This window comes from Bifidobacterium stellenboschense (assembly GCF_000741785.1).
Taxonomy (GTDB): domain Bacteria; phylum Actinomycetota; class Actinomycetes; order Actinomycetales; family Bifidobacteriaceae; genus Bifidobacterium; species Bifidobacterium stellenboschense.
The window spans coordinates 38,834-50,310 of the sequence record NZ_JGZP01000028.1 but is presented as its reverse complement, the minus strand read 5'-3'; the positions used below and the strand labels follow the sequence as shown (position 1 = coordinate 50,310).

The window sequence follows — 11,477 nt, the reverse complement described above, 5'->3', positions numbered from 1 at the left end:
GCCAGTCGCGGATCGGAAGCCAGTCGCGGACCGGCGGCCAGTCACGGACGGGAGGCCAGACGTGGACGGGAAGCCAGACGCAGACCGGAAGCCAGTCGCGGACGGGAGACCAGTCGCCGCCGGGAGGCCAGTCGCACACCGGCAGCCAGCCACGGACGGGAGGCCAGTCTCGGACCGGCGGCATTGCCGGCCCAACCCGGCAATGCGGCCCTCCCCCTGTGACGCCAACCTACCCGGCGATGCGGGTGCTACATGCGCAGGATGTTGTCGCGCGCATAGTAGACCGCGCCCGGCCGCGGGTATTCGCCGGTCAGCTCGGGAATGGTGACGAACTCATACCCTCGGGCGCGCAGCTCGTCCAACAGCTCAGGCAATACGGCTGCGGTATGCGGCTGGATGTCATGCAGAAGGACGATCGAGCCGGGCCGCACCTGAGCGAGCACCTTCTCCTTGACGGTATGCGCGTTCGCGCCGACGCTCCAATCGTAGGAGTCGACGTCGTACAAGGCGAGCCCCGCACCCATTCCCTCCGCATACGCGCGGCTCGGCTCGTCAAGCGCCCCATGCGGCGGACGAATCAGGTTCACCGGACGTCCGGACGCCTGCGCGATCACGGCGGAGGCATCGTCGAGCTCATGATGCTGCGCGCCGGAGGCCATGATCTGCGGCAGATCCACATGCGACCACGTATGGCTCCCGTATGGGAAGCCGTCTTTGTTCGCGCGGGCAAGAAGCTGACGGGTGTCTTGGGTGACGGAGCCACCCACCGCGAAGAACGTGGCACGCGCGCCGCGGCCTTGCCGCCCCTGATACCCCTGTTCGCGACGCCCCTGTTCATGACTCCCCTGCGCGGCTACGGCACGCTCCAACGCATCGAGTACCTGCGGCGTGGTCACGGCGTTGGGCCCGTCATCAAAGGTCAGGGCGATGCAACGCGAGGAGGCGGCCTCGCAATCGATGCCACGCGCCCGATTGGCCGCCTTCACGGCCGTGTCCGCGGCGTCGAGCAGCGCTTCACGCGCGCGACGATAGTCGGCGAGCGCGGACCGCGGGGCATCGGAGATATCGGACGGCATAGTGCCGGACGAACCGGTGCTGGACGGACCGGTGCTGGACGAACCGGTGCCGGACGAACCGGTGCCGGACGAACCAGCGCTGGGCGAACCAGCGCTGGGCGAACCGCCGGCGAGAAGCGCCCGCGCCTCATCCAACGCCGTCTTCGTGGTGGCGTCATGCAGCGCCTCGACGCCCGCAACAAGCGCCGACAGCTGCGCGCGGGCCGCGGCGATCGCCTGCGGATAGCGCGCGAGACGCTCGTCCATCAACGCATCGGACGCCTTGTGGACGGCGGCGATACGCGCTTCGGAACGCGACGTCAACGCGCGGAACCGTTCGGCCTTGTCGTGCAACGCACCGGGCCATTGCCTCGCGGCACAACCGGACGCGCCGAACAATGCGGGCGTCCGCGCGGCGTCCGCGTCAACCTCCGCGCGCAACCGCGGCACGACCGAAGGCACATCGTCCTTGATCACCTTCGTGGCCTCGTCCGCAAGGCCGCGGAACCGCTGGACGCTCAACGCGTACGAGTTCGACCATTCGATGCAGTCCGCAATCGCCCTGCGGTAATAGTCGTACGCCGGCCGATACGCGGCGGCGACAGCACCCACCAACAACAGCACGATCACCGCGCACACGCCGAAGACGCGCAACCGCCGGACATTCCGGACGCGTCCCGCATCTCTCGCATCCTCCGCGCCTGCGAAATGGCCGCCGTCGCGCGCGTGCGCCTGGTTCCAGGCACCGGTCGCATCCTCCGCGCCTGCGGAATGACCATCGGTCCCCACAACGTTCCCGGCGGTCTCCTCACGAGGACCATCGCCGTCTGATGGCAGACCGGCACGGACGGTGCGGGCGGCCTCCCCCGGCCTGTTCGGTTCCTCGCGCCGATCTGGCATATGTCGTCTCCGTTCACGAGTGCTCGAATCACTGCTGCCGATGATATATGACCAACGCAAGCACCCATGCACGCGGACCCAAGCCCTCAGCAACCGTTCATGCACCGTTCATGCCAACCGGCACACGGCGGACCGGGGGCAAGCGGCGTCCCCATCCCATTCCCCTCCTCGCGCCGGCATGCCATGCTGCGTCCCCATTCACGATGCCGCAATTGCTGCCGCCGATGACATATGACAGAAACGAGCATCGATGCGCGTAAAGCCAAGCCCTCGGGAATCGTTCATACGGCGTTCACGATGCGGCACACGGCGGTTCCGTCCGAGACTATACAGTAGGACGAGCGCAACCGCCGGCTGTTCCACAGCGCCACACAGCACCATGAGGAAGTCGAAGAGAACATCGATGACCACACCCGCACGAACCGCGACCACCCAAGCCGCTGCCGCTCGAACCACCGACGAGTCACGGACCTCATCCGGCCTTCCCGAAACCAAGACCCCTGCATCACGGGCGCTGCAACGACTGCTGCCACTGCTGGTCGCCATCGCCACCCTGATCATCGGTGGAGCGTTCATGGCGGCAACCACACCCGGGCATACCCCGGACATATGGGCGCACGTATACCGGATCGATGGAATACTCAACGGAGACGTACTCGCCAGACCGGTGACGTCATTGAGCAAGCTCCACAACAGCCGTGAAAACGTGGGCGGGCACGTCGACTGGGAGTGGATCGACTACTCGCACAAGCAGGACGACGGCTACGACCCCAACGCGGTGCTGGTCGACACCATCACCGCATCGGACGGCAACGGCGCGGACGTCCCGTACAACAACACGGCGATCAACTCGCCGATCGCGTATCTGCCCCAACTCGCCGCGTTCGCGCTCGGCAAGCTGGCAGGCATCCCCGCGCAACCCACCTACTACCTCGCCGAAGCATTCATGCTGGCGGTCTACGCATGCTGCACCGCCGTCGCGGTGGCGTTGCTGCCCAAATGGCGCATCTTCGCCGCGCTGATCATGCTCAGCCAGCTCATGCTGTACCGCTACCCCTTCGCCATCTCCGCCGATTCGATGACGCAGGCGATCGCCATCCTGCTGTCCTGCATGCTGATGCGGGCGTTATACCGCCGCGCGACGCCCCGGTATTACACGGCGCTCGCGGCGGTGTGCCTGCTGCTGGCGATGTGCAAGTTCGTCTACGCGCCGCTGATACTGCTCGCACCGCTGATTCCATGGATACAACAAGGGCACGGAAACCCGGCTCAGGCAAAGGGAGGCATGTGGATTCCGGCGGTCGGCGATCTGATGGCACTCGGCTGTTCGGCATTCTGGATGAAGGCGAACAGCTGGTTCGTCACCACCCCGATGATGGTCTCCTATGACGAGATGGCCGGACGCAAGCACGCGCTGCTCACCGATGCTCCGTTCATGTGGCGCACCATCAAGGCGATATGCCTATCCGCCGTCACAGGGCACGCGAACCTGAACGTCAGATCCGACACACTGATCATCCGATGCGGTTGGATCGCGATGCTGCTGATGGGCGCCATGCTGCTCGCCGCAACCATCGCCGCAACCGTCAGGCATACCCTGCGGAAACGTGAGACCGTGTTCTGGTGGTGCGCGTGCATCATAATCATCGGCATCATCCTGCTCACCTATCTGGCATTGTGGCTGCAATACACGCCGTCGGGCTCCGCCATGGTCGAAGGCATGCAATACCGCTACTTCCTGCCGATGACGGTGCTGGGAGGATTATGCTTCGCGCAAAGCGCATCCACGGTCTTCGGCGCCCACGTTCAGCCCGCACAGCCGAAGCGGTAGAGCGCCCAGCCCTTGGCGTACCCGGCCCTGTCCGAATAGTCCCGCACCTTGACGAGCGTGCCGTCGGACACATATTCGGCGACGAGGTCCTCGCGGTGGAACGGGTCATACTGCTGACGGAACGTGAACATCTCCAGGCTCGGAGCCTGCCCGCCCATCACGAGGAAGTACTCGGGCTTGCCTTGTTCGATCGGGCAGACCGTATCCAGTACGGTCGTCTTGTCGCCGGAGCCGAACGCACGCTCGACCGCGCCGAAGATCGCGCCGTTCTTCTCGACCATCGGGTTGTAGATCGGGTAGAGCATGTTCACGTCGAACGCGGCCTTGCCGTACATGGAACCGTTGAGCGGATCGGAGATGACGGCGGCGCCGGGCTCCACCGTGCGCGAGACATCCTCCAGAATGGCGTACTTCGTGGTCGTGAGCTGTTCCTCGGGCTGGTCGTCGCGTTCCGGCGTCATGGCCTTGACTTTGCCGGAGGCGATGATGCGACGGCCGAAGAAGTGTCCGATGAAGTAGTTGCACTGGTCGCCGATGATCGGCGCGCACCACACGACCGGCAGCAGGTACTGCAGCGGCAATGCCACCTTGCCGGTGGCCGCGTCGGGCGCGGCGAACACGCCGGCGGCGAACAGCAGCGAATCGCCCGGCAGGAACGGGAAGAACACGACGCCGGTCTCGATGAAGACGATGAGGAAGATGAAGCCGAGCGTCGGCGCCACGCCCATCGCGATCCATCCGGCGATGGCGGCGCGCGGATCCTTCAGCAGTTCGACGATAAAGTGAATGAAGCCCATATGAGTGTGAGTCCTATAAGTCCTGATACCTTACGGAAATACCTTACGAATCGGCCTGCCGGGTTGCCGTGCGCGGTGTTGCCGCCCGCATCGCAGGCCACCGACGCATCGGATGATCGCCCGGCAGACACGCATCCGAAAACCGTCAATCACCCTACCAGTAGCCCGGTAAGAAGACGCTTAGGAAGCGCACTATGCGCTACGGCGACTATGGCGATCACGCCGCGAGACGGCGACGCACGTAGCTGTCGATCACGTCCACGGTGATGCCCGCGTAGCCGTCGATCGAATCGAACTGGCCGAGGCCGGTCGTGTCGGTGCGGATCGTGCAGGTCTGCGCGATCACGGTCGCACCGGAGGCGACGCCGGCGGCGATGCCGACGGGCGTGTCCTCGAACACGACGCAATGATCCATGTCTTCGCGCGCGATGCCGAGTTTCGACGCGGCGAGCAGGTAAGGCGCCGGATCCGGCTTGTGCTTGGCGTCGTCGTCGCCGCACACGTACCCGGCGAACAGGCCGTCAGACTGCTTCATGATGTTGTCGGCCATGCGGCGCGGCGACGTGGTGACGAGCATCGAGGGGACGCCCGCGTCCTTAAGCGAGCGCAGCACGTCGAGTACGCCGTCGATCCACGGCAGGTGCGCGATTTCGGCGTTGAACACGTAGTCCTTGAGCTGCTTGTCGATCTCCTCGACGCTCAGCGTGCAACCGTGTTCGATCATCTTGCGCGCCACGTCGGGTACGGGCGTGCCGGAGCACTGCCAGCCGAGGTCTTCGCTCCAATGGCCGCCGTTGGCTTCGGCGAGTTCGAACTCGCCCGCATGCCACAGCGGCTCCGAATCGATGAGCGTGCCGTCGAGATCCCAGAACACGGCTTTGAGCTGCATATTTCCTCCGTCCGGTCGACCTGTCGGCGGCTGCCGGCGACAGGTGCGCGCCGACGGCCGTTCCGCTTCCCATCTCACCAAATCAGCGCGACAGGCACGACACGGATCGTTGCGGAATCATTCGGAGGACCGCCGGAATCGTGCAATCCGCGAGTCCGAGCGGCCTCAGGCTCCGAAACCGTACAGCACGACGGACTTCGAGTCCGGGTCGATTCCGGTGCGGCGCGGCGCACGCCCCGGCAATGCGCGCGTCTGCGTGCGGATCGCGCGACGCCACATGCGCGCGGAGTTCGACCGTTGCATTTCGACGATGTCGCCGTCGCGGCCGGCGGTGAACACGCTCTCCTCGCCGGCCGCCTGCAGACGCCGAATCTGCCGGCGCAGCTGCCGGTTCTCCTCCTGCAGATTCAGGATGCGCGTGACGCCGGCAAGGTTGATGCCTTCCGACTGGCTGAGCCGTTGCGCCTGCACGAGACGGTCGATGTCGCGCAGGCAGTAGCGCCGCGCGCCGCCTTCCGTGCGTTGCGGCGTGACGAGACCGACCCGGTCGTACTGCCGGAGCGTCTGCGGGTGGATGTCGGCGATGTCGGCGGCCTGCCCGACGGTGAACACGGGCAGTTCGAGGTCGAAGCCGGCTTCGTCGGCGCCGTCGAGGTCGGCGCGGCCGAGTACGAGCGCCGCCGCGCACATCGCGTACAACTGGCGTATCTCACGTGCGATTCTCGCCATCATTCACCTCCTGAACCTGTGTATATGTGTATACCTGTGCCGTTGCCGGCCCGTCAGCGTTCGACGTAGTCGCCGGCGGCCTTGTCGAACTCCTTGGCGGCATGCCTGACGACCAGTCCCGGCTTGGCGGGCACCTGGATCATCACGCGGCCGACGAGGTCGCCGGGCGTATTGCCGGCCTGCACGCCCTTGCCGGAGACGCGCACTTCGGTGCCGCTGGACGAGCCTGCGGGCACCTTGAACGTGACGGTCTCGCCGTCGATGTCCTTCGCTTCGACCTTCGCGCCGGCGACGGCCTCGGCCACGCTCACGGGCAGGTCCACGACGAGGTCGTGGCCGCGCATCGTGAAGCGGTCGTCGGGCTTGACGTTGACCTGCAGATACAGGTCGCCGTGCTTGCCGCCGTTGACGCCCGCGTGACCCTTGCCGGCGAGACGGATCTTCTGGCCGTCCTTGACTCCGGCGGGGATGTGGGTCTTGAACTTGGAGCCGCCCACGGACAGCGACACAGTCGCGCCCTTGGCGGCCTGACGCAGGGTCAGGGCGATCTTCGAGTTGCGGTCCTTGCCGCGTTCGGGCCGAGGGGCCTCCTCGTAGCCGCCGGCATCGCCGTACGCGCCGTAGGGTGAACCGGCCCCGGCGCCCGCGCCGCCGAACATCGAGAAGATGTCGTTGAGGTTCGGGTTGCCGCCGCCGGACGTGGAGAAGCGGATGCGCGAGCCGTTGCCGCCCATGCCGCCGGTACCGGCGCCCGCGCCGAACATCGAACCGAAGATGTCGGAGAATCCGGAGGCGTCGAAACCGCCTTGGCCGGAACCGCCGGCGAAGCGGGCCCCGCCCATGCCGAACTGGCGAATCGCATCGTACTTCTGGCGGTTGCCCTTGTTGCTCAGCACGTCGTAGGCTTCGGAGATGTCCTTGAACTTCTCCTCCGCCTCCTTCGTCTTGTTGAGGTCGGGGTGGTATTTGCGGGCCAGCTTGCGGTAGGCCTTGGTGATTTCGGCGTCGGTGGCGTCCTTGGAGACACCAAGGACCTTGTAGAAGTCTTTGTTCAGCCATTCGTTCTCAGCCATTCATGTCTCCTTTCGTGAGTCGTATGAGTCGTATGTCGTATGAGTCTTATGAGCCGTATCTCGTATGAAATGGCTCCCCTCTGTTGCGAGGGGAGCCGAATGGTCAGTTGCTCGGGGAGGCGACGACGACGCGGGCGGCGCGGATCACGCGGTCGCCGATGCGGTAGCCTGCCTCCACGACCGTGTCGACGGTTTCCTTCTCGGCGGACGCGTCCGGCTTGTGCAGGATCGCGTCGTGGCGGGTCGGGTCGAAGTCCTCGCCGGCCTCGCCGAACTTCTCGACGCCGAACTTCTCGAACGCCTTGTCGATCTTCGCGGCGACGGCCTTGAAGGAGTCGTCCATCTCGCTGTTGGCGCGGATGCGGTCGATGTCGTCGAGCGCGGGCAGCAGCGCGGTGAGCACGTCGATGATGCCGTGCTGGCGGAAGCGTTCCTGCTCCTTCTTGGCGCGATTGCGGTAGTTGATGAACTCCGCACGCTCGCGCTGCAGCGCCTCGAGGTAGTCGGCGGCCTCCTTCTTGGCCTGCCCCAGCGGGGTCAGGGTGTTGTCGGAGTCGTCGCCCTTGTCCTCGGCCTTGGTTTCGCCTTCGGCCTTGTCGGATTCGGCGGCATCGGCCTTCGTATCGCCCTTGGCGGCGGCCGCGTCGGCGGAAGCGTCGGCGGCACCGTTCGCGGCGGCGGCCGCGTCGGCGGGGGTGTCGGCCGGGGCCGACGACGCGGAGGCGTCCTTCGCGTCGTCGGCGTTCGGCAGGTCGTTCAGGTAGTCGTCCTTGTTGAACTCAGCCATCGGACGGGACCTTACTTGTTGTCCTTGTCGTCGTCGTCCACGACCTCGGCGTCCACCACGTCGTCGTCACCGCCGTTGGAGGCGGGACCGGCGCCCGCGGCACCGGCAGCGCCGGCCGCACCGGCGGCATCCGCCGCGCCCTGCTGGGCGTAGAGGGCCTGGCCGATCTTCTGGGCGGAGGTCATCAGCTCGGTCTGAGCGGTCTTGACCTTCTCGATGTCGTCGCCCTTGAGGGCTTCCTTGAGGGCGTTGACCTTCTCGGTGACCTCGTTCGCGACCTCATCGGAGAGCTTGTCCTTGTTGTCGGCGACGAGCTTCTCGGTCTGGTAGGCGAACGACTCGGCCTGGTTGCGGGTCTCGGCGTCCTCCTTGCGCTTCTTGTCCTCGGCCTCGTGGGCTTCGGCCTCCTTGACCATGCGGTCGATCTCGTCCTTCGGCAGGCCGGAACCGCCGGTGATGGTCATCGACTGCTCCTTGCCGGTGCCCTTGTCCTTGGCGGACACGTGCACGATGCCGTTGGCGTCGATATCGAAGGTGACCTCGATCTGCGGGACGCCACGCGGGGCCGGAGCGATGCCGGTCAGCTCGAAGGTGCCGAGCGGCTTGTTGTCGCGCGCGAACTCACGCTCGCCCTGGTAGACCTGGATCAGCACGGACGGCTGGTTGTCCTCGGCGGTGGAGAACACCTCGGAACGCTTGGTCGGGATGGCGGTGTTGCGGTCGATGAGCTTGGTCATGATGCCGCCCTTGGTCTCGATGCCGAGGGAGAGCGGGGTCACGTCGATGAGCAGGACGTCCTTGCGGTCGCCCTTGATGACGCCGGACTGCACGGCGGCGCCGACGGCGACGACCTCATCCGGGTTGACGGACTGGTTCGCTTCCTTGCCGCCGGTGAGCTCCTTGACGAGCTCCTTGACGGCCGGCATACGGGTGGAACCGCCGACGAGCACCACATGGTCGATCTGGCCGACGGAGATGTTCGCGTCGCGCAGCACGTTGTTGAACGGCGTGCGGCAGCGGCCGAGCAGGTCGGAGGTCATTTCCTCGAAGTGCGCACGGGTCAGGGTCTCGTCCAGGTGGACCGGGGTACCGTCGGGCGTCATGGCCAGGTACTGCATGGAGATGGAGGTGGAGGTCGAGGAGGAGAGTTCCTTCTTGGCCTGCTCCGCGGCTTCCTTCAGACGCTGCAGGGCGATCTTGTCCTTGCTCAGGTCGATGCCGTACTTGTTCTTGACTTCGGTGACGAGCCAGTCGATGATCTTCTGATCCCAGTCGTCGCCGCCGAGGTGGTTGTCGCCGTTGGTGGCCTGCACCTGGATGGTGGAGAAGCCGTCCTCGTCCTTGCCGATCTCCAGCAGGGAGACATCGAAGGTGCCGCCGCCGAGGTCGAAGACCAGGATGCGCTCGTCCTCCTTGCCCTTCTCGAGGCCGTAGGCCAGCGCGGCCGCGGTCGGCTCGTTGATGATGCGCAGGACGTTCAGGCCGGCGATCTTGCCGGCGTCCTTGGTGGCCTGACGCTGGGCGTCGTTGAAGTACGCCGGGCAGGTGATGACGGCGTCGGTGACGGGCTCGCCGAGGTAGGCTTCAGCGTCCCTCTTCAGCTTCATCAGGATCTGCGCGGAGATCTCCTGCGGGGTCCACTTCTTGCCGTCGATCTCGACGGTCCAGTCGGTGCCCATGTGACGCTTGACGGAGGAGATGGTGCGGTCGACGTTGGTCACGGCCTGACGCTTGGCGACCTCGCCGACGAGGATCTCGCCGGACTTGGAGAACGCGACCACGGACGGCGTGGTGCGCGCGCCTTCGGCGTTGACGATGACCGTGGGCTCGCCGCCTTCGAGGGTGGCGATGCAGGAATTCGTGGTGCCCAGATCGATACCAACTGCACGTGCCATAATGTGTGCTCCTTTGTTCTTGTGTTCGTTCTTACGTTCTTCGCTCAAGTTCCGGATGCGATCGGTGCGGCCCGACCGCCCGGCCCTTTGCCGTTCCAAAACTTGAGCCTACACCACTCAACTTCCACTCCGCAAGTTTTATTCCCACTTTCAACACAAAAACCTGAGCGAAGTCCGCTCAGGTTTGTGAAAAGAGGTTTCGGTGACACGTATGCCGCCGCAAGTGCGGTCGATACGTCTCCATTCACCCCCATCGAGTGCATACGTTTGCAACAATGTGCAGTACTTACTGCATCACGCTCGGTATGGCGACCCGCGACGTTTCGCAAACGTTTGCAGCGTATGATGGTCATGTCATCCGACGACACACCGAAGTATCATCGCCCACAGGTACGGGCGGCACGGACGGGACGACACGGCGCAACCGCACGCGCCGGCAGACGCGACCACGCACCCGCACGCACCGCACGGCAAGGAGGAGCACCATGGCCAAGTCAGACATCCACGAGGTGGCGAAGGAAGCCGGCGTCTCCATCTCCACGGTGTCCCGCGCCTTCACCCGCCCGGAGCTCGTCTCCGCGAAGACCCGCGCCAAGGTGCTCGAAGTGGCCGACCGGCTCGACTTCAACATCTCCCGCTCCGCCACCGCGCTCAAGTCCGGGCGCACCAACCGCGTGGCCATGCTCATGAACGAGGAGATCACCAGCTGGTTCAACACGCAGACCTTCGCCGGCATCGAATCGGTCATGCACCCCGCCGGCTACGACATCTCCCTCTTCCAGCACATCGACACCGAGGCCAACCGCCGCGAATTCTTCGGCGACCTGCCCATCCGGCGCAACGTGGACGCCGTGTTCGTGGCCTCGTTCGCCATCGACCCGCACGAGGTGGAGCAGCTCAAGCGCATCCACGTGCCCATCATCGGCATCAACACGCCCTCCTCGGACGGCTTCGACGCGACCATCAGCATCGACGACGAGCAGGGCATGTTCACCGCCGCCCAGCATCTCATCAATCTGGGCCACAAGCGCATCGTCTACCCATGCTCGGAGGCCGCCCTGCTCGACTCCTCCATCGACGCGCGCAGCCGCGGCTTCATCCGCGCCTGCAAAAGCGCGCAGGACAAAGGCAACACGGACCTCGACTGGCGGGTGCTGTCCGTGCCGCGCGGCCCGGCGTTCGCGGACTCCGCGCTCTCCGCGCTGCTCGCGCTGAACGAATTCCCGGACGCCATCTGCTGCCAGATGGACATGATGGCCATCCCGCTCGTCATCAAGCTCGGACGCTACGGGCACCGAACCCCGCGCGACTATTCGATCGTCGGCTTCGACGACAGCCCCTACGCGGACACCATCAACCTCACCACCATGCGCCAGGACCCGTACGCGATGGGCCGTTCCGCCGCCGCCAAGGCGCTGAAGCTCATCGACGGCAAGACGCTGCTCAAGCCGCACGAGGTGGTGGAGGCGCAACTCGTGCTGCGAGGCTCCGACGCCCCGGTGGAGGACTAGCCACAGATCA

Annotated in this window: 9 protein-coding genes; 2 read left to right on the top strand and 7 right to left on the bottom strand. The window is 65.5% G+C overall.

Translation table 11 applies throughout. The annotated features are described in order from the left end of the window. Positions 1-248: 248 nt before the first annotated feature. On the bottom strand, positions 249-1,679 hold the full coding sequence (locus BSTEL_RS11575; protein WP_156963297.1) for a polysaccharide deacetylase family protein: 1,431 nt from the start codon (positions 1,677-1,679) through the stop codon (positions 249-251). Between the two features lie 679 nt (positions 1,680-2,358). Here BSTEL_RS11575 and BSTEL_RS10735 point away from each other — a divergent pair. Beyond that, positions 2,359-3,786: a DUF2142 domain-containing protein gene (locus BSTEL_RS10735; protein WP_084686289.1), complete on the top strand. Its 1,428-nt coding sequence runs from the start codon at positions 2,359-2,361 to the stop codon at positions 3,784-3,786. Here BSTEL_RS10735 and BSTEL_RS13080 read toward each other — a convergent pair. The 6 genes from BSTEL_RS13080 to dnaK form a co-directional block, all read right to left on the bottom strand. Beyond that, on the bottom strand, positions 3,762-4,583 hold the full coding sequence (locus tag BSTEL_RS13080) for a DedA family protein (protein ID WP_084686288.1): 822 nt from the start codon (positions 4,581-4,583) through the stop codon (positions 3,762-3,764). The two genes, BSTEL_RS10735 and BSTEL_RS13080, sit on opposite strands and share 25 nt — an antisense overlap. A 217-nt stretch (positions 4,584-4,800) precedes the next feature. Continuing rightward, positions 4,801-5,472, bottom strand: a complete 672-nt coding sequence (locus tag BSTEL_RS10725; RefSeq protein ID WP_034530294.1) for an HAD family hydrolase — start codon at positions 5,470-5,472, stop codon at positions 4,801-4,803. Positions 5,473-5,637: 165 nt separating this feature from the next. Then, positions 5,638-6,201: a heat shock protein transcriptional repressor HspR gene (locus tag BSTEL_RS10720; RefSeq protein WP_034530309.1), complete on the bottom strand. Its 564-nt coding sequence runs from the start codon at positions 6,199-6,201 to the stop codon at positions 5,638-5,640. Between the two features lie 53 nt (positions 6,202-6,254). Next, positions 6,255-7,274, bottom strand: coding sequence for a DnaJ C-terminal domain-containing protein (locus BSTEL_RS10715; RefSeq protein WP_034530293.1), 1,020 nt, complete (start codon positions 7,272-7,274; stop codon positions 6,255-6,257). A gap of 103 nt (positions 7,275-7,377) precedes the next feature. Then, positions 7,378-8,061 carry a nucleotide exchange factor GrpE gene (gene grpE, locus BSTEL_RS10710; protein ID WP_034530291.1) on the bottom strand — a complete coding sequence of 228 codons (684 nt, stop codon included), beginning with the start codon at positions 8,059-8,061 and terminating at the stop codon, positions 7,378-7,380. An 11-nt stretch (positions 8,062-8,072) separates the two neighbouring features. After that, positions 8,073-9,956, bottom strand: a complete 1,884-nt coding sequence (gene dnaK / locus BSTEL_RS10705) for a molecular chaperone DnaK (protein WP_034530290.1) — start codon at positions 9,954-9,956, stop codon at positions 8,073-8,075. 485 nt (positions 9,957-10,441) lie between these two features. Here dnaK and BSTEL_RS10700 point away from each other — a divergent pair, with 485 nt between their 5' ends. Continuing rightward, positions 10,442-11,467: a LacI family DNA-binding transcriptional regulator gene (locus tag BSTEL_RS10700; RefSeq protein ID WP_034530289.1), complete on the top strand. Its 1,026-nt coding sequence runs from the start codon at positions 10,442-10,444 to the stop codon at positions 11,465-11,467. The last annotated feature ends 10 nt before the right edge of the window (positions 11,468-11,477 follow it).

Excerpts from the sequence above, each read along its gene's own strand:
- BSTEL_RS10735 (WP_084686289.1), top strand. The coding sequence starts at position 2,359 with ATGACCACACCCGCACGAACCGCGACCACCCAAGCCGCTGCCGCTCGA.
- BSTEL_RS13080 (WP_084686288.1), bottom strand. The coding sequence starts at position 4,583 with ATGGGCTTCATTCACTTTATCGTCGAACTGCTGAAGGATCCGCGCGCC.
- BSTEL_RS10725 (WP_034530294.1), bottom strand. The coding sequence starts at position 5,472 with ATGCAGCTCAAAGCCGTGTTCTGGGATCTCGACGGCACGCTCATCGAT.
- BSTEL_RS10720 (WP_034530309.1), bottom strand. The coding sequence starts at position 6,201 with ATGGCGAGAATCGCACGTGAGATACGCCAGTTGTACGCGATGTGCGCG.
- BSTEL_RS10715 (WP_034530293.1), bottom strand. The coding sequence starts at position 7,274 with ATGGCTGAGAACGAATGGCTGAACAAAGACTTCTACAAGGTCCTTGGT.
- grpE (WP_034530291.1), bottom strand. The coding sequence starts at position 8,061 with ATGGCTGAGTTCAACAAGGACGACTACCTGAACGACCTGCCGAACGCC.
- dnaK (WP_034530290.1), bottom strand. The coding sequence starts at position 9,956 with ATGGCACGTGCAGTTGGTATCGATCTGGGCACCACGAATTCCTGCATC.
- BSTEL_RS10700 (WP_034530289.1), top strand. The coding sequence starts at position 10,442 with ATGGCCAAGTCAGACATCCACGAGGTGGCGAAGGAAGCCGGCGTCTCC.